Source organism: Burkholderia sp. AU39826, assembly GCF_020419965.1.
GTDB classification, from domain to species: Bacteria; Pseudomonadota; Gammaproteobacteria; order Burkholderiales; family Burkholderiaceae; genus Burkholderia; species Burkholderia semiarida.
The window spans coordinates 51,548-77,662 of sequence record NZ_JAIZQG010000008.1 but is presented as its reverse complement, the minus strand read 5'-3'; the positions used below and the strand labels follow the sequence as shown (position 1 = coordinate 77,662).

The 26,115-nt window shown below is 65.8% G+C and carries 27 protein-coding genes; 25 read left to right on the top strand and 2 right to left on the bottom strand.

From position 1 onward, the window contains the following. Positions 1 to 19: 19 nt before the first annotated feature. The 10 genes from LGM42_RS16785 to groL all read left to right on the top strand — a co-directional run bounded on the left by LGM42_RS16785 (position 20) and on the right by groL (position 9,838). On the top strand, positions 20 to 1,264 hold the full coding sequence (locus tag LGM42_RS16785) for an NAD(P)/FAD-dependent oxidoreductase (protein ID WP_226232691.1): 1,245 nt from the start codon (positions 20 to 22) through the stop codon (positions 1,262 to 1,264). A 510-nt stretch (positions 1,265 to 1,774) separates the two neighbouring features. Then, complete coding sequence (locus tag LGM42_RS16780) at positions 1,775 to 3,817, top strand: beta strand repeat-containing protein (RefSeq protein WP_226232690.1); 2,043 nt, start codon at positions 1,775 to 1,777, stop codon at positions 3,815 to 3,817. A 328-nt stretch (positions 3,818 to 4,145) separates the two neighbouring features. After that, a complete protein-coding gene (locus LGM42_RS16775) occupies positions 4,146 to 4,505 on the top strand; it encodes a hypothetical protein (RefSeq protein WP_099316113.1) in 360 nt (119 codons plus the stop codon). Between the two features lie 27 nt (positions 4,506 to 4,532). Then, positions 4,533 to 5,048 carry a sigma-70 family RNA polymerase sigma factor gene (locus tag LGM42_RS16770; protein ID WP_226232689.1) on the top strand — a complete coding sequence of 172 codons (516 nt, stop codon included), beginning with the start codon at positions 4,533 to 4,535 and terminating at the stop codon, positions 5,046 to 5,048. Next, positions 5,045 to 5,827: an anti-sigma factor family protein gene (locus LGM42_RS16765; RefSeq protein WP_226232688.1), complete on the top strand. Its 783-nt coding sequence runs from the start codon at positions 5,045 to 5,047 to the stop codon at positions 5,825 to 5,827. Before LGM42_RS16770 ends, LGM42_RS16765 begins: the two co-directional genes overlap by 4 nt. A 26-nt stretch (positions 5,828 to 5,853) precedes the next feature. Beyond that, complete coding sequence (locus tag LGM42_RS16760) at positions 5,854 to 6,276, top strand: quinol oxidase (RefSeq protein ID WP_124658278.1); 423 nt, start codon at positions 5,854 to 5,856, stop codon at positions 6,274 to 6,276. Further along, positions 6,273 to 6,905, top strand: coding sequence for a LolA family protein (locus tag LGM42_RS16755; protein ID WP_226232687.1), 633 nt, complete (start codon positions 6,273 to 6,275; stop codon positions 6,903 to 6,905). Before LGM42_RS16760 ends, LGM42_RS16755 begins: the two co-directional genes overlap by 4 nt. Positions 6,906 to 6,949: 44 nt before the next feature. Further along, positions 6,950 to 7,465: an SRPBCC family protein gene (locus LGM42_RS16750; protein ID WP_059574213.1), complete on the top strand. Its 516-nt coding sequence runs from the start codon at positions 6,950 to 6,952 to the stop codon at positions 7,463 to 7,465. A 392-nt stretch (positions 7,466 to 7,857) separates the two neighbouring features. Further along, positions 7,858 to 8,151 carry a co-chaperone GroES gene (gene groES, locus LGM42_RS16745; protein ID WP_011351136.1) on the top strand — a complete coding sequence of 98 codons (294 nt, stop codon included), beginning with the start codon at positions 7,858 to 7,860 and terminating at the stop codon, positions 8,149 to 8,151. A gap of 46 nt (positions 8,152 to 8,197) precedes the next feature. Further along, the gene (gene groL / locus LGM42_RS16740) at positions 8,198 to 9,838 is read left to right on the top strand and encodes a chaperonin GroEL (protein WP_006485462.1); all 1,641 of its coding nucleotides are present in this window, start codon (positions 8,198 to 8,200) and stop codon (positions 9,836 to 9,838) included. A gap of 147 nt (positions 9,839 to 9,985) precedes the next feature. Here groL and LGM42_RS16735 read toward each other — a convergent pair whose 3' ends face one another. Next, positions 9,986 to 10,852, bottom strand: coding sequence for a hydroxymethylpyrimidine/phosphomethylpyrimidine kinase (locus LGM42_RS16735; RefSeq protein WP_059574212.1), 867 nt, complete (start codon positions 10,850 to 10,852; stop codon positions 9,986 to 9,988). A gap of 256 nt (positions 10,853 to 11,108) precedes the next feature. Here LGM42_RS16735 and LGM42_RS16730 point away from each other — a divergent pair, with 256 nt between their 5' ends. From LGM42_RS16730 to LGM42_RS16695, 8 genes are all read left to right on the top strand, one after another. Next, positions 11,109 to 11,279, top strand: coding sequence for a rubredoxin (locus LGM42_RS16730; protein ID WP_004186709.1), 171 nt, complete (start codon positions 11,109 to 11,111; stop codon positions 11,277 to 11,279). A gap of 102 nt (positions 11,280 to 11,381) precedes the next feature. Continuing rightward, positions 11,382 to 12,683 (top strand): hypothetical protein, encoded by a 1,302-nt coding sequence (locus LGM42_RS16725; protein WP_226232686.1) that lies wholly within the window; start codon positions 11,382 to 11,384, stop codon positions 12,681 to 12,683. Between the two features lie 182 nt (positions 12,684 to 12,865). Further along, complete coding sequence (locus LGM42_RS16720) at positions 12,866 to 13,444, top strand: YqgE/AlgH family protein (RefSeq protein ID WP_006491354.1); 579 nt, start codon at positions 12,866 to 12,868, stop codon at positions 13,442 to 13,444. Then, positions 13,441 to 13,890 carry a Holliday junction resolvase RuvX gene (gene ruvX / locus LGM42_RS16715; protein WP_226232685.1) on the top strand — a complete coding sequence of 150 codons (450 nt, stop codon included), beginning with the start codon at positions 13,441 to 13,443 and terminating at the stop codon, positions 13,888 to 13,890. The genes LGM42_RS16720 and ruvX overlap by 4 nt, the downstream gene beginning before the upstream one ends. Continuing rightward, a complete protein-coding gene (pyrR, locus tag LGM42_RS16710; RefSeq protein WP_226232684.1) occupies positions 13,877 to 14,389 on the top strand; it encodes a bifunctional pyr operon transcriptional regulator/uracil phosphoribosyltransferase PyrR in 513 nt (170 codons plus the stop codon). Before ruvX ends, pyrR begins: the two co-directional genes overlap by 14 nt. A gap of 73 nt (positions 14,390 to 14,462) precedes the next feature. Continuing rightward, positions 14,463 to 15,494 carry an aspartate carbamoyltransferase catalytic subunit gene (locus tag LGM42_RS16705; protein ID WP_041492755.1) on the top strand — a complete coding sequence of 344 codons (1,032 nt, stop codon included), beginning with the start codon at positions 14,463 to 14,465 and terminating at the stop codon, positions 15,492 to 15,494. Positions 15,495 to 15,555: 61 nt separating this feature from the next. After that, positions 15,556 to 16,833 (top strand): dihydroorotase, encoded by a 1,278-nt coding sequence (locus LGM42_RS16700; RefSeq protein WP_060312829.1) that lies wholly within the window; start codon positions 15,556 to 15,558, stop codon positions 16,831 to 16,833. 19 nt (positions 16,834 to 16,852) lie between these two features. Then, the gene (locus LGM42_RS16695; protein ID WP_226232683.1) at positions 16,853 to 17,710 is read left to right on the top strand and encodes a lysophospholipid acyltransferase family protein; all 858 of its coding nucleotides are present in this window, start codon (positions 16,853 to 16,855) and stop codon (positions 17,708 to 17,710) included. Between the two features lie 42 nt (positions 17,711 to 17,752). On the opposite strand, the gene LGM42_RS16690 is transcribed toward LGM42_RS16695, so the two are convergent. Next, the gene (locus tag LGM42_RS16690; protein WP_226232737.1) at positions 17,753 to 18,592 is read right to left on the bottom strand and encodes a symmetrical bis(5'-nucleosyl)-tetraphosphatase; all 840 of its coding nucleotides are present in this window, start codon (positions 18,590 to 18,592) and stop codon (positions 17,753 to 17,755) included. 338 nt (positions 18,593 to 18,930) lie between these two features. On the opposite strand from LGM42_RS16690, the gene rfbB reads away from it, so the two are divergent. The 7 genes from rfbB to LGM42_RS16655 all read left to right on the top strand — a co-directional run bounded on the left by rfbB (position 18,931) and on the right by LGM42_RS16655 (position 26,011). Further along, positions 18,931 to 19,992: a dTDP-glucose 4,6-dehydratase gene (gene rfbB / locus LGM42_RS16685; RefSeq protein ID WP_060312839.1), complete on the top strand. Its 1,062-nt coding sequence runs from the start codon at positions 18,931 to 18,933 to the stop codon at positions 19,990 to 19,992. Positions 19,993 to 20,003: 11 nt separating this feature from the next. Further along, positions 20,004 to 20,897, top strand: coding sequence for a glucose-1-phosphate thymidylyltransferase RfbA (gene rfbA / locus LGM42_RS16680; protein ID WP_060312842.1), 894 nt, complete (start codon positions 20,004 to 20,006; stop codon positions 20,895 to 20,897). Beyond that, complete coding sequence (gene rfbC, locus LGM42_RS16675; RefSeq protein ID WP_060312845.1) at positions 20,882 to 21,433, top strand: dTDP-4-dehydrorhamnose 3,5-epimerase; 552 nt, start codon at positions 20,882 to 20,884, stop codon at positions 21,431 to 21,433. The genes rfbA and rfbC overlap by 16 nt, the downstream gene beginning before the upstream one ends. Continuing rightward, positions 21,426 to 22,340 (top strand): dTDP-4-dehydrorhamnose reductase, encoded by a 915-nt coding sequence (gene rfbD, locus LGM42_RS16670; protein ID WP_060312848.1) that lies wholly within the window; start codon positions 21,426 to 21,428, stop codon positions 22,338 to 22,340. The genes rfbC and rfbD overlap by 8 nt, the downstream gene beginning before the upstream one ends. Positions 22,341 to 22,470: 130 nt before the next feature. Next, complete coding sequence (locus tag LGM42_RS16665) at positions 22,471 to 23,889, top strand: mannose-1-phosphate guanylyltransferase/mannose-6-phosphate isomerase (protein ID WP_060313562.1); 1,419 nt, start codon at positions 22,471 to 22,473, stop codon at positions 23,887 to 23,889. 153 nt (positions 23,890 to 24,042) lie between these two features. Further along, positions 24,043 to 24,957, top strand: coding sequence for a glycosyltransferase family 2 protein (locus tag LGM42_RS16660; protein ID WP_081083255.1), 915 nt, complete (start codon positions 24,043 to 24,045; stop codon positions 24,955 to 24,957). A 238-nt stretch (positions 24,958 to 25,195) separates the two neighbouring features. Continuing rightward, a complete protein-coding gene (locus LGM42_RS16655) occupies positions 25,196 to 26,011 on the top strand; it encodes a class I SAM-dependent methyltransferase (RefSeq protein ID WP_226232682.1) in 816 nt (271 codons plus the stop codon). Positions 26,012 to 26,115: the final 104 nt, after the last annotated feature.

Below are 26,115 nucleotides of genomic sequence, written 5' to 3'. Positions count from 1 at the left end.
CGACGCAGTACGGGGAACCATGGATTTCGACGTCATCGTTCTGGGGGCCGGCATCGTCGGCGTGTCGTCGGCGCTGCATCTGCAGGATCGCGGGCTGCGCGTCGCGCTCGTCGACCGGCGCGCGCCCGGCGAGGAAACCAGCCACGGCAATGCGGGGCTGATCGAGCGCTCGTCGGTCGTGCCGTATGCGTTTCCGCGCCAGCTCGGCACGCTGCTGCGCTATGCGCGCAACCGCTCGGTCGATCTCTATTGGGACTACCGCGCACTGCCGGCGTACGCGGGCTGGCTCGCGCGCTTCTGGCGCGAATCGTCGCCGCGGCGGCTCGCGGCCGCCGCGCGCGACCTGCTGCCGCTTGTCGCGGCGAGCGTCGTCGAGCACGAGGCGCTCCTCGCGCGTACCGACGCGCAGCCGCTCGTGCGCGACGGCGGGTGGATCGAGGCGTTCCGTTCACCCGCGCTGTTCGACGAGCAAGCGCGCGCGCAGCAGCGCGTGGCGGCCGAGCACGGGCTGCGGATGACCGTGCTCGATGCGCATGCGCTGCGGGCGCGCGAGCCCGGCATCGGCGATGCATTCTGCGGCGCGTTCCACTGGCAGGACCCGAAGACCGTATCGAGCCCGGGCGGGCTGACCAAGGCGTATGCGCGGCTGTTCGAGCGCGACGGCGGCACGTTCGTGTGCGGCGACGCGACGACGCTCGTGCAGATGGATGGCGGCTGGCAGGTCCGGTCCGAACACGGGCCGATCTCGGCACGCTCTGCCGTGGTCGCGCTCGGGCCGTGGTCCGATCATGTGTTCGCGCCGCTCGGCTACCGGATTCCGCTGCGCGCCAAGCGCGGCTATCACATGCATTACCGGCCGACGCGCACGCCGCTGAACGTGCCCGTGTGCGATACCGAGGCCGGATTCGTCGTCGCGCCGATGGAGGGTGGCCGCCTGCGGCTCACGACAGGCGTCGAGATCGCGCCGCGCGATGCGCGGCCGACCGGCGTGCAACTCGCGCGCGCCGAACCGCTGGCGCGCGACGCGTTCGGCATCGGCGAGCGGCTCGATCCGGAACCGTGGCTCGGGATGCGGCCATGCACGCCCGACATGCGTCCGGTGATCGGGCCGGCGCCGCGTCACCGTCATTTGTGGTTCGCGTTCGGCCATTGCCATCACGGGCTCACGCTCGGGCCCGCGACCGGCCGCCTGCTCGCCGAGATGATGACGGGCGCGCCGACCTATATCGATCCTCATCCGTATCGGCCCGCCCGCTTCGGCTGAACCTGCGGCGCGCGGATGCGGTTTCGGTCGCCGGCACGCGCCGGCGGGCATGCGCTTGCTTCACAGTTTTTCGTTCTGCTGTCCGGCTCGTCGAAATCCGCGCAATTGGAAATGATCTGCGTAATCGACAAGAAAGAAAATTTCGCGACAAAAGAAAATCAGCAAATTCGCGATTGATCAATGCATTTTCATATTGCCGAAATGCGTAATGGGCGGCCCGTCGTCACGGTATTGGGCTGCATTGCCGGCGCGTGTTCCGGCATTGGCGGAATGTACCGGTACACGTCACCACGAGGCTCGCAAACGTTACGTTACATCCCCGCTCCGATGGCGCTTTTCGTCAGACTATTGTGGCGTCGCGACGCGTGAATTCGTCGGAAATCAATTAAAAAAAGCGTTATTGCCGGTCAATATGCAGACAAATCCATCCGGTTTTTGTATTGGCACGCTTCGTGCAATCCGTCCCCATGCTTTGTCAACGTAGTGCCAACCGAGATGGGGAAAATAACGATGGGACAGAATTTTAAATTGACGGGTGTGGCGTTGTCGGTCGCGACGGTGGTCGGGGTGCTGGCTTCGGGGTCTGCGATGGCCGCGGCGCTCGATGCGCTGCCGATCCCGCAAGTGATCGTCAATCCGCCGACGAACAGCGTGTCGGTCGGCTTGGGCGCGACGGGGACGTCGCCGCTCGGTTCGGTCACCGTGACGGCGGGTGGGTCGGGCACGATCCAGACGTCGCTCGGCGAGCCGGGGCAAGTGCTGTCGGGCGCCGTGGGGGCGGTGACGGGGGCACTGGGTAATGTCGGCGGCGGCACGAATCCGCTGGCGCCGGTGCAGGGTGTGGTGAATCAGGTGACGGGCGCGCTCGGTGGCGGTAACCCGGCAGGTGCGCTGAGCGGTGCCGTGGGTACGGTGACGGGCGCACTCGGCGGCATCGGTGGCGGCAACCCGGCCGGCGCACTGACCGGCGCGCTGAACACGGCAACCGGCACGCTGAGCAACGCGCTCGGCACGGCAACGGGTGCGCTGGGCGGTGTCGGCGGCGGCACGAATCCGCTGGCGCCGGTGCAGGGCGTGGTGAATCAGGTGACGGGCGCGCTCGGTGGCGGTAACCCGGCAGGTGCGCTGAGCGGTGCCGTGGGTACGGTGACGGGCGCACTCGGCGGCATCGGCGGCGGCAACCCGGCCAGCGCATTGACCGGCGCCCTGGGCACGGTGACGGGCGCACTGGGCGGCGTTGGCGGCGGCAACCCTGCAGGCGCATTGACCGGCGCCCTCGGCACCGTAACCGGCACACTGGGCAACCTCGGCGGCGGCGCGAACCCGATTACCCCGATCCAGAACGTCGTGAACCAGGTCACCGGCACGCTAGGCAGCGGCAACCCGGCCGGCGCATTGAGCAACGCGGTCAACACGATCAACGGCACGCTCGGCAACGTCGGCGGCGCAGGGAGCCCGCTCGCGCCGGTGCAAGGCGCCGTCACGCAACTCGCCGGCACGCTCGGCAGCGGTGATCCTGCCGGTGCGCTGACGAACGCGCTGAACGCCGTGACGGGCGCGCTCAGCGGTGCGAACCCGCTGGCGCCGGTGCAGGGCGTCGTGAACCAGGTCGTCGGCACGCTGTCGGGTGCAGGCGGCGGCAGCCCGATCACGCCGATCACGAACCTCGTCAACGGTCTGCAGAACGCATTGCCGGGTGGCAATCCCGCCGGCGCGCTGACCGGCGCCCTCGGCTCGGTGACGGGCGCGCTCGGCAACCTCGGCGGCGCGAACCCGCTGGCGCCGGTGCAAGGCGTCGTGAACCAGGTCGTGGGCACACTCGGCGGCAGCAATCCGGCCGGCACGCTGAGCAACGCGGTCGGGACGGCCACCGGCGCACTCGGCAACGCGGTCGGCTCGGCAGCGGGCGCGCTCGGCGCGCTGGGCGGCACGAACCCGCTGGCGCCGGTGCAGGGTGTCGTGAACCAGGTCGTGGGCGCGCTCGGCAGCGGCAATCCGGCCGGCGCACTGACGGGCGCGCTGAACTCGGTGACGGGCGCCCTCGGCAACCTCGGCGGCGCCAACCCGCTCGCGCCGGTGCAAGGCGTCGTGAACCAGGTGGTCGGCACGCTGTCCGGCGCTGCCGGCAACAACCCGATCGCGCCGATCACGAGCCTCGTGAGCGGCCTGACGGGCGGCGGCAACCCGGCGGGCGCCCTGACCGGTGCGCTCGGTTCGGTGACGGGCGCACTCGCGTCCGGTCCGGCGGCGCTCGGCCAGGCGGCCGGCGCGCTGTCGGGCGCGGCCGGTTCGACGGCAGCGGCAGGCGGCAGCCTGCTCGGCTCGGGCGCGAACGCGGCCGGCGGCACGGCCGGCGCGGTCGGTTCGCTGCTGACGGTGGGGGCCAATTCGACCGCGACGGTCGTCAATGCGGTCGGCACGTCGGTGGGTACGGCGCTCGGTTCCGCGCCGAGTCTGTCGGTGACGCCGCATTCGGGCAACAGCTCGCCGAACAACCCGCTCGCACCGGTGACGACGCTGCTCCAGTCGCTGACCGGCGCATTGCCGAGGTAACCGGCCGAAACCGCCCGACGGCGCCGCATCGGCCGTCGGGCGAGACGGTCGCGCAATACGGGCCGTGCAATACCGGCGATGCAGTACGGGTCGCCCAACGCGGCATGACAGCGATGTCATGCCGCGTTGTCATTTCGGGCTTCCCGCGTTCTTTCGTCACATGAACGATCGCGGCTGCCGGTCGCGGCGCCGTATGGAATAACAGGCCGTCGCCGTCCGTTTACATACCGAGTTCCGGCACCGCCGGCCGGCGGGATAATGATCGCGACGAAGCCGATCGTCCCGTCTGGCCGCATCGTGTCGCGACACGACGCCAAGGAGAACGGGAATGAAACGGATGCTCTTCGCTGCCGCGCTGACGGCGGCGATCGTGCGGCCGGCGGCCGCGGAACCGCCCCAGGCCGGCGACGGGAAACTCGTCGACGAAGCGCACATGACGCTGTACGTGTTCGACCGCGATGCGCCGGGCAAGAGCATGTGCGACGGCGCGTGCGCGGCCAACTGGCCGCCCGCGCTCGCCGACGCATACGACAAGCCGTCGGGTGCGCTGAGCGTCGTCGCCCGCGACGACGGCACTAAGCAATGGGCGTACCGCGGCCGTCCGCTGTATCGCTGGAAGATGGACCGCAAGGCTGGCGACGCCGGCGGCGACGGGATCGGCGGCATGTGGCACGTCGCGCGGCCGTGACCGCGCGGCGACGCGCGAGGCGCCCCGATGAGCTATGAATCGGACCTGCTGGTGTGGCTGCCGCACCTCACGCGCTATGCGCGTGCGCTGACGGGCGAGCGCGCGTGGGCCGACGATCTCGTGCAGGACACGCTCGAGCGTGCGCTGAACCGGCCGCCGCGCGACGGCGGCAACCTGCGCGCGTGGCTGCTGACGCTGCTGCGGCACCGCTTCATCGACCAGTTGCGCGCGCGGCAAGAGATCGCCGTGGACGACGCGACGGCGCCGTGGCAGACGATGGCCGCGCCCGTTGGCGAAGTCGGCGGGCTGGAGCTGCGCGACGTGCAGCGCGCGCTGTACCGGCTGCCGGTCGAGCAGCGCGAGGTGCTGCTGCTGGTCGCGCTCGAGGAGCTGAGCTATCGCGATGCCGCGCAGGTGCTCGGCGTGCCGGTGGGTACGGTGATGTCGCGGCTCGCGCGGGCGCGCGCGCAGATGCGCGCGTTGCTGACCGACGCGCCGGCGGCGCACGGCACGGCCACGTTACGGGTGATCGGGAAGCCATGATGGACGATCCGCGCAAGCCTTCGAACCGGCAGGACGACGACGCGTCGGCGCAACTGCTGTCCGCGTTGCTGGATGGCGAACTGTCCGGGCACGAGCGGCGCGAGATGCTCGAGCGCCTGCAGTCCGATCCACAGGAAGCCGAACGATTCGCGCATTACCGTGCGCAGCGCGATGCGCTGAAGGCGTTGTTTCCGTTGCCGGGCGCCGCGCCCGCATTGTTCGTGCAGCGCCGCGCGTCGCGCTGGCGCGCCGCCGCGCACGCGTGCGCGGGGCTGGCGGCCGGGCTGCTGATCGGTGTCGCGCTGCATGCGGCCTGGGCGGCATTCGGCCGCGAACCGGCGTTCGCCGCGCGCGCCGATGCCGCGTACGCGGTGTACGCGGCCGACCGCGAGCATCCGGTGGAAGTCGGTGCGGCCGATCCCGCGCGTCTCGCCGCATGGCTGTCGGCGCGCATCGGCCGGCCGGTGCGCGCACCGTCGCTCGACGAATATGGTTACGCGCTGCTGGGCGGCCGGTTGCTGCCCGGCGACGCGGGGCCGGCCGCACAGCTGATGTACCAGCGCGCGGACGGCGCGCGCGTGACGCTGTACATGACCGCCTACGATGCGGGGCGCCTCGCGCCGCAGGCGCTGTCGGCGGACGGCCGCTACACGTATTTCTGGTCGGATCGCGGCATGGGTTATGCGCTGTCCGGCCGTGGCGACGAACGGCGTCTGCGCGAGCTGGCGATCGACGCATGCGCAGCGCTGGGCGGGCCGGCCGATGCGTGGAAGGGATGACGCACGGCGCCCGCGGGGAGCAGGCGATGAAGACGGCGATGATGAAGGAGCTCGTGCTGGCGGCGTGCCTCGCGGGCACGATGCTTGCGCGAGCGCAGGGAAATGCGCCCGTGCGCGTACCGGTCGATGCCGACGGCGTACAGCGTGTGACGATCGTCGGCGGCAGCTATTTTTTCCGGCCGAATCACGTGATCGTCCGCGCGAACTTGCCGGTGGAGCTGACCGTGTCGGCCGAGCCCGGCGTGGTGCCGCACAGCTTCGAGATCGACGCGCCGCCGCAGGCGGGCATCGCAGTGCATACCGAACTCGGCACGACGCCGAGGACGTTCCGTTTCACGCCGCAGCAGCCGGGTCGATTCGCCTACTATTGCACGCACCGGCTGCTGTTTTTCAGCAGCCATCGCGAGCGCGGGATGGAAGGCGTGCTCGACGTCGAGGCGGCGCCGTGATCGCCGCGTTGCTGGCCGCGAGCCTGATAGGAGTGAGCATGACCGCCGATCCCGTGACCGTCGCGCAGACTCATTTCGACCACGTCCGCTCGTACCGGGCGACGATCCGCTCGTCGGCGCGCGACGGCGAGCACACCGAAATCCGTTACGCGTACCTGAAACCGGGCTTCGTCCGGATGGATTTCGTGTCGCCGCATCGCGGCGCGGTGCTCGCGTACGATCCCGGCGACGGCAAGGTGCGGCTGCGCCCGTTCGGCACGCACGCGCCGCCCGCGCTGACGCTGTCGCCGTCCAATCCGCTCGTGCGCGACCGCAGCGGCCACCGGGTCGACCGTTCGGACGTCGGCGAACTGCTGCGCAGCGTGCATGCGCTGCAGCAGGGCGGCGCGACGGTGACCGAAGGCGAGGAAACCATCGGCGGCCGGCGCGCGCTGCGCGTGCTGGTCACGGGCGCGCCCGCGCATGCGATCGACGGCGTGCATCGCTACCGGTTGTGGCTCGACACCGACGACGGTTTTCCGCTGAAGGTGGTCAGCTACGCCGGCGACGACGATGTGCCGCTCGAAACCGTGACGCTCGACGACGTGGAGATCGACGTCGCGTTTCCCGAGCGTTTCTTCGCGCCCTGACGGCGCGCCGATCCGCGTCCCTGACGCGCAATGCCGGAGGCTGCATGGCGGAGTACCGGTTCTCGACGACCTGGCGGGTGGACGCGCCGCTCGCGGCGGTCTGGGACGCGATCTACCAGGTCGACCGCTGGCCCGACTGGTGGAAGGGTGCCGTGCGCACCGTCGAGCTCGAACCGGGCGACGCGCGCGGCGTCGGCGCGCTGCACCGGTATACGTGGAAGGGCGCGCTGCCGTACCGGCTGACCTTCGACATGCGGGTGCGTCGCGTCGAGCGGCCGCATGCGCTGGAAGGCCATGCGAGCGGCGCGATCGAGGGCGACGGCCGCTGGTCGTTCGCCGCCGACGGCGCGCGCACCGTCGTGCGCTACGACTGGCACATCCGTACGCACCTGCGCTGGATGAACTGGCTCGAGCCGCTCGCGCGACCGCTGTTCCGATGGAATCACGACGTCGTGATGCGCGAAGGCGCGAAGGGGCTCGCGCGGCGGCTGGGCGCGACCGTCGAAACGGACGGCCGGACCTTCCGGCCGCTGTCGGGCGCGGATTGCGCCGACGCGTGAGGATCGGCCCGGCGACGCCGGCGAACGACCGCGCCGCGGCGGATGAAATGGGCGCCCGCACGTTTTTTTCGATGCGATGTCGGCGGCCTCGGGAACTCCGGGCTTACCCGGTGTCCAAACGGGGCTGGATGGGATTCGCGGGCCTCGCGAGCCCGCCCTTCGGGTCGGTTTCGATCGTCATGGCTTTGTTTTGAAAGGGTTTTTCATTGTTTTCAGCCGTTTTCCCGCCGCGTCGCCGCCTCGAAAATTCCTCCGGTTTCCCTTCTTGAATTTGTCAAAACCCGTCCATATAATTAGCACTCGCTGCACGAGAGTGCTAACAATTCTCTGCCGGGCGATGAGCCGGGCAGTTCCCTAAGCGTTCTTCAATCTCAGTCAAGAGAGGAGTGAATATGAACCTTCGTCCTTTGCACGATCGCGTGATCGTCAAGCGCCTGGATCAGGAAACCAAGACCGCCTCGGGCATCGTGATCCCCGACGCCGCTGCTGAAAAGCCGGATCAGGGCGAAGTCCTGGCCGTCGGCCCGGGCAAGCGCGACGACAAGGGCGCCCCGATCGCGCTCGACGTGAAGGTCGGCGATCGTGTTCTGTTCGGCAAGTACGCAGGCCAGACCGTGAAGGTCGACGGCAACGAACTGCTGGTCATGCGCGAAGAAGACATCATGGCCGTGGTCAACGCCAAGTAAGCGTCGTCCGACGGTACATATTCCCAAGAATTCAAGGAGTTAGAAGATGGCAGCTAAAGACGTCGTATTCGGCGATTCCGCCCGTTCGAAGATGGTCGAAGGCGTGAACATTCTCGCCAACGCAGTCAAGGTCACGCTGGGTCCGAAGGGCCGCAACGTCGTGCTCGAGCGCAGCTTCGGCGGCCCGACGGTCACCAAGGACGGTGTGTCGGTCGCGAAGGAAATCGAGCTGAAGGACAAGCTCCAGAACATGGGCGCGCAGATGGTCAAGGAAGTCGCTTCCAAGACCAGCGACAACGCAGGCGACGGCACGACGACGGCAACCGTCCTCGCGCAATCGATCGTCCGCGAAGGCATGAAGTACGTCGCATCGGGCATGAACCCGATGGACCTGAAGCGCGGCATCGACAAGGCAGTCGCAGCGGCTGTCGAAGAGCTGAAGAAGATCAGCAAGCCGTGCACGACCAACAAGGAAATCGCCCAGGTCGGCTCGATCTCGGCGAACAGCGATTCGTCGATCGGCGATCGCATCGCTGAAGCGATGGACAAGGTCGGCAAGGAAGGCGTCATCACCGTCGAAGACGGCAAGTCGCTCGCCGACGAGCTGGACGTCGTCGAAGGCATGCAATTCGACCGCGGCTACCTGTCGCCGTACTTCATCAACAACCCGGACAAGCAAGTCGCCGTCCTCGACAACCCGTTCGTGCTGCTGCACGACAAGAAGGTGTCGAACATCCGTGATCTGCTGCCGGTGCTCGAGCAAGTCGCGAAGGCTGGCCGTCCGCTGCTGATCATCGCAGAAGACGTCGAAGGCGAGGCACTGGCCACGCTGGTCGTCAACAACATCCGCGGCATCCTGAAGACCGTTGCGGTCAAGGCGCCGGGCTTCGGCGATCGTCGCAAGGCGATGCTGGAAGACATCGCGATCCTGACCGGCGGTCAAGTCATCGCGGAAGAAACCGGCCTGACGCTCGAGAAGGCAACGCTGGCAGAACTGGGCCAGGCGAAGCGCATCGAAGTGGGCAAGGAAAACACGACGATCATCGACGGCGCAGGCGAAGCTGCAAGCATCGAAGCACGCGTGAAGCAAGTGCGCGCGCAGATCGAAGAAGCGACGTCGGACTACGACCGTGAGAAGCTGCAAGAGCGCGTGGCCAAGCTGGCAGGCGGCGTGGCAGTGATCAAGGTCGGTGCTGCGACCGAAGTCGAAATGAAGGAAAAGAAGGCACGTGTCGAAGACGCACTGCACGCTACGCGCGCAGCTGTGGAAGAAGGCATCGTGGCAGGCGGCGGCGTTGCGCTGATCCGCGCACGCACCGCGATCGCAGGCCTGACCGGCGCGAACGCCGACCAGAACGCCGGCATCAAGATCGTGCTGCGCGCGATGGAAGAGCCGCTGCGCCAGATCGTCACGAACGGCGGCGAAGAAGCCAGCGTCGTGGTGGCGGCAGTTGCTGCAGGCAAGGGCAACTACGGCTACAACGCAGCAACGGGCGAGTACGTCGACATGGTTGAAGCCGGCGTCGTCGACCCGACCAAGGTCACGCGCACCGCGCTGCAGAACGCTGCTTCGGTCGCGGGCCTGCTGCTGACGACGGACGCTGCTGTCGCGGAACTGCCGAAGGAAGACGCACCGATGCCGGGCGGCATGCCGGGCGGCATGGGCGGCATGGGCATGGACATGTAATCGACTTCGGTCGACGGTGTCCGGAGCGCGCAGCGATGCGCGTTCCAGCCAAAAGAAAAGACCCGCAGCGATGTGGGTCTTTTTTTATTTGCACGTGGAATTCGGCGCGCCGTTCGCGGCGGCGGGATCGGCCGGCCGCGTCGCCGCTCAATGCCGATGCGACGTCCTCGGCGCCGAATCGGCCTTCACGGCCGGCGGCGTGTCCGACTCGTCGTTGCTGCGCGCCCAGAAGAACCGGTCGGGCAGGTACGCACCCATGCCGGGCCGGAACGCGTCGCGCACGGCCTGGTACAGATATTCCTGCGCCTCGCGCACCGCTTCGGGCGGCTCCTGGCCGTTCGCGAGCAACGCCGCGATGGCTGCGCCGAGCGTATCGGTGATGCCCATCAGACGATGCGGCGAGCGATCCCACATGTCTTCGCGAAGCTGGCCTTCCTCGCCGTACAGCGTGTTGACGAGCCGGTGCGAACCCGTTTCCGACGACAGGATGTATTCGCAGCCCTGCGACAGCAGATGCGACACGGCCGCGTCGAGATTCGGCGCCTCGGCATCGCCGTCCGGCTGCGCGAGCGCGATCAGCGTCGCGTGGTCGGCGACCAGCAGCGTGGTTTGCGGCGCCAGCAGATCGGCGATCGATTCGCGCAGGTCGTCGGCCGCGAGCACGTGTTCGTCGTCCAGCGTGAAATCGGGCGCGAGCACGAGCGGCACACCGTCGTAGTCGGCCACGACTTCGGCGATCGCACTGACGACTTCCGCGCGCGTGGCCGCGCCGATCTTGAACGCGGCAACCGGCATGTCTTCGAGCAGCATGCGCGCCTGCGCGGCGACGACGTCGGGGTCGAGGCCAGTCACCTCGTCGCAGGCGGCCGAGTCGCGCACGGTATAGCCGGTCAGGACGGACACGCCGTGACAGCCCATGCTCGCCAAGGTCATCAGATCGGCTTGGAGGCCGGAGCCGCCGGTGGGATCGGACAGGCCGAAGGTGAGGACGATCGGAGGGGCGTTGCTGGACATGTAAAAATGGGGCAAGAGAAAAACGGACAAGCGACGGACATGCGGACGGCGAGGCGAATGGGCTTTGTTCGGCCCCGTGTTGCCCGGCAGGCCGCACTTTTCAGCCATTATGCGGTGGAATCCGGCCGGTACGACGGATTTTTTAGCGCGGCGCAACGTAGTTGCCGTCCTCCAGCGCGATTGCTAGGCAGTCCGGCCCCGACACGGTACCATCATGGCTCCCGAATTTACCGACTTTTCCCCGACGCGGCTTAAGATGGAATACAAGAGCTGGATGTGCCTGATTTGTGGCTGGATTTACGACGAAGAAGCCGGGCTGCCGGAAGAGGGCATTGCCCCGGGCACGCGCTGGGAAGACGTCCCGATCAACTGGACGTGCCCTGAATGCGGCGCCCGCAAGGAAGACTTCGAGATGGTCCAGATCTGACCGGACCGCTGGCCCACGAGCACTCCGCTCAGGCCTCGCACCGGCCCGGCGCTCGCGCCGGGGCACGCGCGAGCGACTTGACGATGACAGGCGCGCGTGCCCATGACGTCCGATCCGGCGAACGTTCCCCACCCTGACGCATTACCCAACCCGCGCGGCGGCGCCGTGCGCGCGGCCGACGCGTGGCTGGCGGCGGCCGCCGACGCGTTCGAGCGGCGCGACGCCGCCGCGGCGCCGCTTGCCGCTGCCGCTGCCGTACTGGCGGAAGCCGGCTGGCTGCCGGCCGCGCGCTTCGCCGGCCAACTGTCGGCGGCCGTGCCGCTCGTTGCCACCGAGCCGACGTCGGCCGGCTGGCATGCGGCGCTGCGCGATTTTCGTGCGGCCGTCGGGCGCCACAATCTGCGCGAACTTGCGTGCTCGCCCGTTCTCTTCGAGCATTTCCGGGCGTTGCGCGCGCAAAGCGCTGCCGACCTGCGCGCAAGCGTGCCGCTCGATGCACTGGCGCTGGTCGGCCGCGCGGTGCCGCCCGCCACGCTGCGCGCGCTGCCCGATACCGTCGCACCCCGGATTCGCGCCCGCTACGAGCAGGCGCTGCTCGGCGTGCTGCGTGCCGAACACGGTACGCCGGGCGCGGCGCTCGACGAACTCGACGCGCTGCTCGCCGCGCTCACCGACGACGCACCGTACGACTTCTGGCGGCTCGCGGCCGCGTGCATGCGCGCGCTGCGGGCAAGCGGCGCGCCCGAGCTCAAGCGGTTTCTCGCGCGGACCAACCTGCTGCTCGGCGAACACGCGCAGGGCCGGCGCAGCGCGCCGCCCGACCTGGTGCGCGAGACGGTGGCGCTGCTATGGCGCGATTTCGCGCTGTTCGGCGCCGCGGCCGAGGATGTCGCGCTCGTCGACGTGCTGCACGACTACGGGTTGACGGTCGACTGGCACGTCGCCGGCACGCCCGCATCCGAGGCACTGTGGGAGGCCGATGCCGCGCGGGCCGAGCACGATGCGGTCGCCGCCGCCCCCACTCGTGCGCTCGGCGTCGTGACCGTCAATGCGCATGCGTACGAGGATTTCCTGCAGACCGCCGATGCGTCGATGGCCGATCTGGCGGCCAATCCGGCCACGGCCGACGCCGGCGCCGCATGGCACGCGTCCGGCGCCGCCTATCGGGTCGGCACGGCCGCGTGCGCGCTCGGGCTCGGCCACGCGGCGCTGCTGGCCGATACGCTCGGCCTGGTGTGGCGCCGTGCGGCGCACGGCGTGCCGCTCGCCGACGGCGGCCTCGATGCGCACCGCCATGCGTCCGACATGCTGCGCGCGGCGCTCCTGAAGATCGCGGCCGGCGTCGCGCCGCCGGATCTCACGGCGGCGTCCGAAGCGCTCGGCGCGGCGCTCGGCCGGAGCTGACGAACAAGGGGACGGACACGCGACGGCGGGCCTCGCCGGGCGGGCCTGCAACACGCTGCCGACAGCGCCCGCGCGCGTGTTAGAGTGCCGTGTGATCCGCGCGCGCCGTTGCCAGCGCGGCGCGGCGTTGCTTGTTGATCGCGGCCCGGTCAGGTCGCGGCGTCTTTGCTAAAATTCAAACCATGTCAAAGCCTTCCGATCGCATCAATCTCACCAACCAGTTCCTGATCGCCATGCCGAACATGGCCGATCCGACGTTCTCGGGAACGGTGGTCTATCTTTGCGATCACAGCGAGCGCGGTGCGCTCGGCCTCGTCATCAATCGTCCTACCGACATCGACCTCGAGTCGCTGTTCAACCGCATCGACCTGAAGCTCGACATCGAGCCGTTGCTGCACATTCCCGTGTATTTCGGCGGCCCGGTCCAGACCGAGCGCGGATTCGTGCTGCACGAGCCGGTCGAGGGCGCGAGCTACAACTCGTCGATGTCCGTCGACGGCGGGCTCGAGATGACGACGTCGAAGGACGTGCTCGAGGCGGTCGCAACGGGCACCGGCCCGAAACGCTTCCTGCTGACGCTCGGCCATGCAGGCTGGGGCGCCGGGCAGCTCGAGGAAGAAATTTCCCGCAACGGCTGGCTGACGGTCGCCGCCGATCCGCGCATCGTGTTCGACACGCCGGCCGAGGAGCGCTTCGAAGCCGCGCTCGGCCTGCTCGGCGTGAGCTCGTCGATGCTGTCCGGCGAAGCAGGGCACGCATGAGTGGCGCGAGCGCGCGCGATGCGACGCTCCTGGCGTTCGACTACGGCGAAAAACGGATCGGCGTCGCGATCGGCAACGCGCTGACGCGCTCGGCGCGTGCGCTCGTCGTGATCCAGAACCTGAACCGCGAACACCGCTTCAAGGCGGTCGGCGACCTGCTGGCCGAATGGCGGCCGGACGCGCTCGTCGTGGGCCTGCCGATGCATCCGGACGGCACGCCGCACGACATGACGCTGCAGGCGAAGCGCTTCGGCAACCAGTTGAACGGCCGCTTCGGGCTGCCCGTCACGTGGATCGACGAGCGCTATTCGTCGGTCGAGGCCGAGGCCGGGATGCGCGAGCGCAACGTGCGCGGCCGCGCCCGCACCGACATGCTAGATGCCGAGGCCGCGCGCGTCATTCTTCAACAGTATCTCGATCAATTGTCCGACCATGAGCATCATTGACGCCGAGGCGCTTTACCGCGTCCTGCTCGACCAGATCCGCGCCGCGTACGGCACGGCGTTCGCCGAACCGGGCGGCCCGCGGCTCGCCGGCATTCACAGCGGCGGCGCGTGGCTCGCCGAGCGCCTCGCGCGCGATCTCGGCGCACCGGCGTTCGGCGTCGTCAACGTCGCGCTGCACCGCGACGACTACGCGAAGAAGGGGCTGCACAGCCAGGCCAGCCCGACGTCGCTGCCGTTCGAGATCGACGGCGCGCGCATCGTGCTCGTCGACGACGTGCTGTACACCGGGCGCACCGTGCGCGCGGCGCTCAACGAGCTGTTCGACTACGGCCGTCCGGCCGCGGTCGAGCTCGCGGTGCTCGCCGATCGCGGCGGCCGCGAGCTGCCGGTCGCCGCACGCTTCGCGGGCGGCACGCTCGACGTGCCGGCCGGCGCGACGCTCGTGCTCGCGCGCGACGACGCGCGGTTCACGCTGCGCGTCGAGTCGCACGGCGCCTGAACCACACGCGAACCGTATCCCGGGCCGCTGGTTTGCACCGCGGCCCGTTTGCATAGTTGGAATCACGCACATCATGACCACCGACACCACTGGCCGCACCGGCAATCCCGCGGCGACCGCGAGCCCCGACCGGTTTCGCTACGGTTTCCTGAAGGGCAACCCGCAGCTCACGAAAAACGGCGAGCTGAAGCATCTGCTGTCGATCGAAGGCCTGCCGCGCTCGATCGTCAATCACATCCTCGATACGGCCGAGCAGTTCGTCAGCGTGACGGATCGTGAAGTGAAGAAGGTGCCGCTCTTGCGCGGCAAGTCCGTATTCAACCTGTTCTTCGAGAACTCGACGCGCACCCGCACGACCTTCGAGATCGCCGCGACGCGCCTGTCGGCCGACGTGCTGAACCTGAACATCAACGCGTCGTCCACGAGCAAGGGCGAATCGCTGCTCGACACGATCAACAACCTGTCGGCGATGCATGCCGACCTGTTCGTCGTACGCCACGCGTCGAGCGGCGCGCCGTACCTGATCGCCGAGCACTGCGCGCCGCACGTGCACGTGATCAACGCCGGCGACGGCCGCCACGCGCATCCGACGCAAGGCCTGCTCGACATGTACACGATCCGCCACTACAAGCGCGACTTCACGAAGCTGCGCGTGGCGATCGTCGGCGACATCCTGCATTCGCGCGTCGCGCGCTCCGACATCCACGCACTCACCACGCTCGGCGTGCCCGAAGTGCGCGCGATCGGCCCGCGCACGCTGCTGCCGGGCGGCCTCGAACAGATGGGCGTGAAGGTGTTCCACAACCTCGACGAAGGGCTGAAGGGCGTCGACGTGATCATCATGCTGCGCCTGCAGAACGAACGGATGAGCGGCGCGCTGCTGCCGTCCGCGCAGGAGTACTTCAAGACGTGGGGCCTGACGCCCGAGCGCCTCGCGCTCGCCGCGCCCGACGCGATCGTGATGCACCCGGGGCCGATGAACCGCGGCGTCGAGATCGATTCGCAGGTCGCCGACGGTCCGCAGTCGGTGATCCTCAACCAGGTCACGTTCGGCATCGCCGTGCGGATGGCGGTGATGGGCATCGTCGCCGGCAACAGCGACTGAGCCCGCTTTCGCGCGTCCTCATTCAGGCATTCAACGCAATCAACGCATTCACAGACAGCGCATGAAGATTCATATCAAAGGCGGCACGCTGATCGACCCGGTCGCCGGCACCGAACGGCAGGCCGACGTATTCGTCGCGGACGGCAAGATCGCCGCGCTTGGCGGCGCGCCGGCCGGTTTCAACGCGGACAAGACGATCGACGCATCGGGCCTGATCGTCGCGCCCGGCCTCGTCGACCTGTGCGCGCGACTGCGCGAGCCCGGCTACGAACACAAGGCGACGCTCGCGTCCGAGATGGCCGCGGCCGTCGCGGGCGGCGTCACGACGCTCGTGTGCCCGCCGGACACCGACCCGGTGCTCGACGAGCCGGGCCTCGTCGAGATGCTCAAGTTCCGCGCGCGCAACCTGCGGCAGGCGAACGTGCATCCGCTCGGCGCGCTGACCGTCGGCCTCAAGGGCGAAGTGATCACCGAGATGGTCGCGCTGACCGAATCCGGCTGCGTCGGCTTCACGCATGCGAACGTGCCGGTGCGCGACACGCAGGTGCTGCTGCGCGCGCTGCAATACGCGAGCACCTATGGCTACACGACGTGGCTGCGGCCGCTCGACGCGTTCATCGGCCGCGGCGGCGTGGCCGCGAGCGGCGCGCTCGCGTCGCGGCTCGGGCTGTCCGGCGTGCCGGTCGCGGCCGAGACGATCGCGCTGCACACCATTTTCGAGCTGATGCGTGTCACGGGCGCGCGCGTGCACCTCGCGCGGCTGTCGTCGGCGGCCGGCCTCGCGCTCGTGCGCGCGGCGAAGGCCGAAGGGCTGCCCGTGACCTGCGACGTCGGCGTGAACCACGTCCACCTGATCGACGTCGACATCGGCTACTTCGATTCGCAGTTCCGGCTCGATCCGCCGCTGCGCGGCGAGCGCGACCGCGAAGCGATCCGCGCGGCGCTTGCCGACGGCACGATCGACGCGATCTGCTCCGATCACACGCCGGTCGACGACGACGAGAAGCTGCTGCCGTTCGCCGAAGCGACGCCGGGCGCGACGGGGCTCGAGCTGCTGCTGTCGCTCACGCTGAAATGGGCAGACGAGACGCGCACGCCGCTCGCGCAGGCACTGCGCCGCATCACGGCCGCGCCGGCCGACGTGCTGCAACTGCCGGCGGGGCGCCTTGCCGAAGGCGGCGCGGCGGACCTGTGCGTGTTCGACCCGCGCGCGCACTGGCGCGTCGAGCCGCGTGCGCTGAAGAGCCAGGGCCACAACTCGCCGTTCCTCGGCTACGAACTGCCGGCCACCGTGCGCGCGACGCTCGTGGGCGGGCAGGTCGCGTTCGAGCGCCACTGAACCACGCCGGACCTTCGCCATGATCGCCTTTCGCAAGCTGCGTCTCGTCTTTCACCTGTTGCGCGGCATGGTGATCGTCGCGCTGCGTTTTTCGCACGTCACGCCCGCGCACCGCGCCGAGTTGACGCGCCGCTGGTCGCTCAAGATGCTGCGCATCTGCGGGATGCGCCTCGTCGTCCACAACGACGGCGCGCGGCTCGACGCGAGCGCGCTCGTCGTGGGCAACCACGTGTCGTGGCTCGACATCTACGCGATCAACGCGTGGCGGCCGACGCCGTTCGTGTCGAAGGCCGAGGTGCGGCAGTGGCCGGTCGTCGGCTGGCTCGCCGAGAAGCTCGACACCGTGTTCCTGCAGCGCGAGAAGCGCACCGAGGCGATGCGGATCATGCACGAGATGGCCGAACGCCTGCGCAACGGCGGCGTGATGTGCGTGTTTCCGGAAGGGACGACGTCCGACGGCCAGGATCTGCTGCCGTTCCATGCGAACCTGTTCCAGGCCGCGGTGTCGGCCGGCTGCGCGGTGCAGCCGATCTGCCTGATGTACGAGGACGCGCACGGGCGGCAGTCAGTCGCGCCGGCCTACACGGGCGATTTGTCACTCGGCAAGTCGCTCGACATGGTGCTGCGCGGCGGCCCGCTCGTCGCGCATTTGTACGTGTGCGAACCGATCGCGCCGGGCGGCGATCGCCGCGCGACGTCCGCGGCGGCGCGCGATGCGATCGCGGCCGCGCTGGCGGCGATGCAGGAGAAGGTCGGCAAGCCGACGGCCGAGTCGCTCGCCGAGCTGCAGAAGCACGCGTATCCGGCGACCGAGCTCGGCGCCGGTGCGGCGGGCGAGGCGGCAGCGGACGCGCCCGTGCCGGGGCGCGAGGGCTGACGCGCTGCCCGGCCCGGCCGGGTCGGGCGAATCAGCGTGCGGTTACTCGCCGCCCGGCGAGCGGCACGCTTCGCACTGCACCTGCGTGACCGTGCGCTGCGCCGGATCGGCCGTCAGCCGTACGGCCGACAACTGGTTTCCCCATACGCAGCCCGAATCGAGCGCGACGACGTTGTCGCGCAGCATCAGGCCGAGCGCGGCCCAGTGGCCGAACACGACCGTCACGTCCGCGGTGCGGCGCCCCGGCACGTCGAACCACGGCAGGTAGCCGGGCGGTGCGCTGTCGGGACCGCCGTTCGCCTTGAATTCCATCTCGCCATCGGGCGTGCAGAAGCGTAGGCGCGTGAACGCGTTGAATGCGACGCGCATCCGGTCACGTTTTTTCAGGTTCGGGTTCCATTGGTTGGGTTCGTTGCCGTACAGGCCTTGCAGCGTGTCGCGCCAGTCGGGGGCGCGGAGTGCGCGCTGGAGCTCGTCGGCGAGTTCGAGTGCGAGCGTGGCGTCCCATTGCGGCAGCACACCCGCATGGACGAGCAGCTTTTCGTCTTCGACATGCACGAACGGGCGGTGGCGGACCCAGTCGAGCAGGGCTTCGGCGTCGGGCGCGTCGAGGATCTCGCCGATCGTGTCGCCGGGGCGTTCGGTGCGCAGGCCGGCGGAAACCGCGAGCAGGTGGAGGTCGTGGTTGCCGAGTACCACGGTCGCGCGCGGGCCGAGGTCGACGACCGCGCGTAGCGCGGCGAGGGAGTCCGGGCCGCGGTTGACGACGTCGCCGGCGATCCAGAGCGGGGTGTCGGCGGGGGCTGAGAGCTTGGCGAGCAGCGACTGGAAAGCGGAATGGCAGCCTTGGATGTCGCCGATGGCGATGGGGGGAGAGGTCATGAGACGATGAACGGGATGGGTTTCGAGTAGGGAGGGAAAATAATCTGCCTGATGAGGTGCCGCACGAAAATCCATCTCCATTTAGGTCATGTTGCGGCATGGAATATCAGGCCTAGCATGGAGCGGAGCGCTGTATCAAGTTGTTAGCGGTATGGATTTTGCAGCGCGCGGCTCCCTATAATTGTCGTCTTCCCGAACAAAATTAGCATTTCATGACTTTGGCGACCATGCCGACCGGTTAAAATTCCCGGTTTCACGTGGCGACCGTCGCCACTTGCTTCGAATTTGATGCGGCGGCGCCTAGAGCGTGCGCCACACACCACCAACGAGGGAACCTCATGATTCTGGTTACGGGCGGCGCGGGTTTTATCGGTGCCAATTTCGTACTCGACTGGCTCCGTGACTCTGACGAGGCTGTGCTCAACGTCGACAAGTTGACATATGCGGGTAATCTGCGGACGCTGCAATCGCTGGATGGCAATCCGAAGCATGTTTTTGCACGTGTCGACATCTGCGATCGCGCGGCGCTCGACGCGCTATTCATGGAGCACAAGCCGCGCGCGGTGCTGCACTTTGCCGCCGAGAGCCATGTCGACCGCTCGATTCACGGCCCGGCTGACTTCGTGCAGACCAACGTCGTAGGCACATTCACGCTGCTGGAGGCGGCCCGCCAATACTGGAATGGCCTGAACGACGCCGACAAGGCCGCGTTCCGCTTCCTGCACGTGTCGACTGACGAGGTGTTCGGCTCGCTGTCCGCGACCGACCCGCAATTCTCCGAGACGACGCCGTACGCACCGAACAGCCCGTATTCCGCGACGAAGGCCGGTTCGGACCACCTGGTGCGTGCGTACCATCATACGTATGGCCTGCCGACGCTGACGACGAACTGTTCGAACAACTACGGTCCGTACCAGTTCCCCGAAAAGCTGATTCCGCTCATGATCGCGAATGCTCTCGCGGGCAAGCCGCTGCCGGTGTATGGCGACGGTCAGAACGTGCGCGACTGGCTGTATGTCGGCGACCACTGCAGCGCGATCCGTGAGGTGCTCGCGCGCGGCGTGCCGGGCGAGACGTACAACGTCGGCGGCTGGAACGAGAAGAAGAATCTCGAAGTCGTGCATACGCTGTGCGACCTGCTCGACAAGGCGCGCCCGAAGGCAGCAGGGTCGTATCGTGACCAGATCACCTATGTGACCGACCGGCCCGGTCACGATCGCCGCTACGCGATCGATGCGCGCAAGCTCGAACGCGAGCTTGGCTGGAAGCCGGCGGAGACGTTCGAGACCGGCCTCGCGAAGACCGTCGACTGGTATCTCGATAACCAGGTGTGGGCCGACGAAGTCGCGTCGGGCGAGTACCGCAAGTGGGTCGAGACCAACTACGCGAAGCGCGCTTGAGGAGACACGCGATGGCACGTAAAGGCATCATCCTTGCTGGCGGTTCAGGTACGCGGCTGTACCCGATCACGCACGTCGTCTCGAAGCAGCTGCTGCCGGTGTACGACAAGCCGATGATCTACTACCCCTTGTCGACGCTGATGATCGCGGGCATTCGCGACGTGTTGATCATCTCGACGCCGCAGGACACGCCGCGCTTCGAGTCGATGCTTGGCGACGGTAGCCAGTGGGGTATGAATATTCAGTACGCGGTGCAGCCGTCTCCCGATGGCTTGGCGCAGGCATTCATCATCGGCAGGGAGTTCGTCGGCAATGATCCGTCGGCGTTGATCCTTGGTGACAACATCTTCTACGGCCACGATCTCGCGAAGCAGCTCGAGCGCGCGCATGCGCAGGAAGCCGGCGCGACCGTGTTCGCGTATCACGTGCATGATCCGGAACGTTACGGCGTCGTCGAATTCGACAAGTCGTTCCGGGCGTTGTCGATCGAGGAGAAGCCCGCGAAGCCGCGTTCGAATTACGCGGTGACGGGCCTGTACTTCTACGATAACCGCGTGTGCGACATCGCGGCCGACATCAAGCCGTCGCCGCGCGGCGAGTTGGAAATTACTGATGTCAATTCGCAGTATCTCGCCAGCGGCGCGCTGAACGTCGAAATCATGGGGCGCGGCTATGCGTGGCTCGATACCGGCACGCACGATTCGCTGATCGAGGCGGCCAGCTTCATCGCGACGCTGCAGAGGCGCCAAGGCCTCGTGGTTGCTTGTCCTGAAGAAATCGCCTATCGCCGTAACTGGATCGACGCGGAGCAAGTACTGAAACTGGCACAGCCGCTCGCGAAGAACGCATACGGACAGTACCTCAAGAACATTCTCACGGATCAAGTCGCATGGCCATCCAAGTAACGGCGACGGCGCTGCCGGAAGTCAAGATCATCGAGCCGAAGGTGTTCGGCGACGCACGCGGATTCTTCTACGAAAGCTTCAACGGGAAGGAGTTTGCCGAACAGGTCGAACCCGGCATCGAATTCGTGCAGGACAATCACTCGCGTTCGTCGAAGGGCGTGCTGCGTGGGTTGCATTATCAGATCCAGCACGCGCAGGGCAAACTCGTTCGCGTGGTCGAGGGCGAAGTGTTCGATGTCGCCGTCGATATTCGCAAGGATTCGCCGAACTTCGGCAAGTGGGTGGGTGTGGTGCTGTCGAACGACAACCACCGGCAACTATGGGTGCCGCCCGGTTTCGCGCACGGTTTCGTCGTGCTGTCGGAAGCCGCTCAGTTTCTCTACAAGACGACCGATTACTGGTTCCCGGAACACGAGCGCAGCATCGTGTGGAACGACCCGGAGATCGGGATCGAGTGGCCGATCGATTTCGAGCCGCTCCTGGCGGCGAAGGATGCGGCCGGCAAGCGTTTAAGCGAAGCTGAAGTTTATGCGTGAGGTGGGTGTGACTCCTGAACCGGCGATCCTCGTGACGGGTGTGAATGGCCAAGTCGGGTTCGAACTGCTGCGCTCACTGCAAGGCCTCGGCCGCGTGGTGGCATGCGACCGCTCGATGCTCGACCTGTCCGATCTCGATCGGGTGCGCAGCGTCGTACGCGAGCTGAAGCCGTCGATCATCGTGAATCCGGCCGCCTATACGGCCGTCGACAAGGCCGAGATGGACGTCGATGCGGCGCGTCGCCTGAATGCCGATGTACCGCGTGTACTGGCCGAAGAGGCTGCGCGTAGCGGCGCGGCACTCATTCACTACTCGACTGATTATGTGTTCGACGGCGTGAAGTCGGGCGAGTACCGCGAGACCGACCTCCCGAATCCGCAAAATGTCTACGGGGTGACCAAGCTTGAAGGCGAAGTGGCGATCACCTCGTCTGGATGCCGGCATCTCATTTTGCGCACCAGTTGGGTATATGGTGTGCGTGGACATAATTTTCTGCTGACGATGCTTCGTTTGGGCGCCGATCGCCCCGAATTGAAAGTCGTTGCGGATCAAATGGGTGCACCGACCTGGAGTCACGCCATCGCGACGGCGACGTCGCACGTGATTGCCCAGATGCGCGGTGCCGCGGATGCGTCCGAATGGTGGGATGCACGTTCCGGAACTTACCATTTGACAGCTGGCGGCGACACGTCTTGGTATGGATTCGCGTCGGCGATTTTCGAACTGGCAAATCTTCCGAAGCGGCCGATCGTATTGCCGATTCCCGCTGCCGACTATCCGACGCCGGCGAAGCGGCCATCGAATTCGAGGCTGTCCAATGCCAAGCTGGCGCAGGTTTTTGGTGTGACTCTGCCACACTGGCGTGAATCTCTGGGGCTTTGCCTGGCTGGTATGCAGAAGACATGATCGTTTCTGTAATGTGAGTGGTCGCATGCGCGTGTAGTGCGCTTCGTGTCGAAGTGGGCGGATGCGACTGATATCCGCGGCGTCGTATGTCGACCGAAGCGCGTTGATCGTCATGCAATACGAGGAACATGTGAGCTTGTTGCCGATTATTCTTTGCGGTGGTGCCGGGTCAAGACTGTGGCCCGTGTCTCGTGAATCGCATCCCAAACCGTTCATTCGGCTTGCCGACGGCGAAAGCCTGTTGCAAAAGGCCTTCCTGCGGGCGGCCGGGCTGCCGGGCGTCGATGAAGTGCTCACGGTCACCAATCGCGACCTTTTCTTCAAGACCGAGGATGAGTATCGGGAAGTCAATGCGACCGGATTGGCCACCTCGTTCATTCTCGAGCCTTTTGGCCGAAACACGGCTGCCGCGATCGCTGCGGCAACCGTGTATGCGGCCGCAGCACAGGGTGAGCAGGTCGTGATGCTCGTGCTCGCGGCGGATCATCTGATCAACGACACATCCGCGTTTGCGAACGCAGTCGAGACGGCATCGGTGCTGGCCAAGGGCGGGCGGGTCGTCACGTTCGGGATACAGCCCGACAGCCCGGAAACCGCGTATGGATATATCGAGGCAGATGGAACCGACATCGTGCGTTTCATCGAGAAGCCCGATCTGGCCCATGCGCAGCAGTATCTCGAGTCTGGGCGGTTTCTGTGGAATTCCGGGATGTTTTGTTTTACGGCGGGAACGATGCTGCGAGAGCTTGCCGAGCATTGCCCCGACATCCTCGATTCCGTGAAAGCATGTATCAATGCGTCACCGTCGTCGACGAGTGCGGGTGGCGCGGCGCAGATTCGTCTCGACCCGAATAGTTTCGGTGCTGTTCCTGATGTTTCCGTGGATTATGCAGTGATGGAGAAGTGCCGGCAGGGGTCGGTGGTACCGTGTTCCATCGGCTGGAGTGACGTCGGATCGTGGACGGCACTGGGTGATCTCGCGACTCCGGATGAGTATGGCAATCGCGTAGAGGGCGAAGCCCTGCTTATCGATGTCAGAAACAGTTATCTTCAGAGTTCCGAGCGTTTGATTGGTGCGGTCGGCGTCGAGAACCTGATCGTGATCGATACGCCGGACGCGTTGCTGATTGCAACGCGCAGTCGCGCGCAGGACGTGAAGCAGATCTATGCGGAGCTCAAAGCGACTGGTCACGAGGCGTACAAGGTTCATCGAACGGTGCATCGCCCGTGGGGAACGTACACAGTGCTTGAAGAGGGGCCTCGATTCAAGATCAAGCGCATTGTCGTGAAGTCTGGCGCAAGCCTCAGCCTTCAAATGCATCATCATCGTAGCGAGCACTGGATCGTGGTGTCCGGGATGGCGAAGGTCGTCAATGGTGATGAAGCGTTTTTCGTGTCGACCAACGAGTCCACTTACATCCCAGCCGGCCACAAGCACCGGCTGGAGAATCCCGGGGTAGTCGACTTGGTCATGATCGAAGTTCAGAGTGGCGAATATTTGGGCGAAGACGATATCGTCCGCTTCGAGGATAACTACGGGCGAACGTGACGCGATGGCCGGCTGGGGCGTGGCGGATTTTCGTGTTGCCGAAGCGGGCCGGCTTCATCGATTGCGAAGTGGTCATGTCAAAGTGCATTGCAATCACAGGATGGAGAACATGACCGCGTCGCGCGATGCTGGTACCGTAGGCGTAGCAATCTTATGAGCAATACACAAAATCGATCGCCGAACACCGGAGCCGTTATCGTTTTCTTTCATCCAGACGCTGCGTGTGTTGCGCGCGCCAACCGGCTGGCCGAGTCGATGCATTGCGTGGTGGTCGACAATACGCCGGAAGTGCTTGATCGCCGCGCTCTCGGGCTGGCCGACTCGATTGAATACATTTCCAACGGGTGGAACGCTGGAATTGCGATGGCGTTCAATCAGGGTGTCGATGCGCTGATTCGGACAGGCTGTGATGTCGCGTTGCTGTTTGATCAGGACAGTGAGCCGCCCCGGTCCTTGCTGACAGATCTGCCGCAACTAATCGTGCGGGCCCGCGAGGCGGGGAGCCGCGTTGCGCTGGTCGGTCCGGCTTATGAGGATCGCCGTCTGCGCGGTGTGGCACCCTTTGTCCGGTTTGGATGGGGAAGGCTTCAACGTATACCACCGGTCGGAGACGTACCCATCGACGTTGACTTCCTTATTTCGTCCGGATCCTGCATCAACCTTGAATGCTGGAAGGTCGTTGGCGCAATGGACGAGTCGCTATTCATCGATTTCGTCGATCTCGAATGGTGCGTTCGCGCCAAGCAGCGCGGCTATCAGGTCTGGGGGATTCCGTGGTTGCGGATGAGTCACGAACTCGGAGGCGAGCCTGTTCAAGTATTGGGACGTCGTTATCCTATGCACGGGCCTATCCGCCACTATTATCAGTTTCGAAATGTAATCGCATTGATGAAGCGTACATCGATGCCATTGAAATGGAAATCGACGGAGCTTGTGAAGTTACCATTTCGGGTCCTGATCTACTGTTTTTTTCCGGAGCGACGTGGTGAGCATCTCGCGATGGTATGGCGCGGAATCCGAGATGGTTTGCGCGGACGACTCGGACCTTATTCCGATAGCGCTCGATGAAAATTTAGGAGGGGTGCCAGATCGGTTTCAAAGCGGGGCAGTTAGAGGCGAGATAATTACAAATTGATGGATCGGGTAGTGGCTGGAGATAGGTATTAACCCCACTTCCTTGCATGATTATAATCATATGTAATATATTGTAAGATCGTGGCGCCGGCCTTCAGTCAGTGATACCTCAAATTTGCCACGGCTATGACGATAGAAGTCTACCCAAACCGTCTACCTGAGAGAGATGAGTATGGAGCCGACGCAAATTGTCCGCGGATATTGCCACGTCTGCGGATCGCAAGCTATTTTTAAATCGTACGAGCCGGTCGATTTTCCCTGCAAGCGTAATTCATTCCTCTGCGAACACTGTGGATCATCCGCAAGAAATCGGCATCTTGCGAAGTCGATTCTTGATTTGTGGTTAAGTGATGATTCTCGTGCATCGTTGAAAAAATTTGCGAGAAAGTTCCGCGGAACGATCTATATAGCAAGCACTTCAGGTGCTGTCGCCGAATCTCTGGCGCCCCTTGGAGAGCGTCTCGTTGCCAGTGAATACATCGATGGTGCTGCTTCAGGAGAGTATCGTAATGGAGTGCTGTGCGAGGATATCCAGGCGACATCGTTCGACGACGGCTCATTTGATCTCGTCATCACTGAAGATGTCCTGGAACACGTCCCCTCCCCAGAATTGGCATTTGCCGAGATTAGACGCATTTTGAAGCCTGGTGGGTATCATGTTTCGACTATACCAGTTAAATGGCATCTTGCTAAAAGTGAACCTCGGGCCATAATCGAGAATGGGACAATTATTCATTTGCAGGAGCCCGAGTTTCATCTCGATCCCACCAGGGCGGAAGGAATATTGGCTTTTACCGACTACGGGCAGGATATTGTCGCACGGTACTGCAGCATCATCGGCAAGTCGGAGATGTTGGCGGCCCATGGCGATCTTGGTATGGAGCGCGCATACGCAATCTATAACAACTGGGTCTTCTTGTCGCAACGGCAAGGGGTATCATCCCTACCAGCATCTGCATGGAAAAGGTTGGTCAGTCGATGGATATGAAACTGACCAAAATCGAGCATCGAATTTAAAACGGCTGAATCGACGGTGTTCGGCGACAACATTGTCGATGTTGTCGTTCCCGAGGTAGCCGTTTGCTTTTTGTA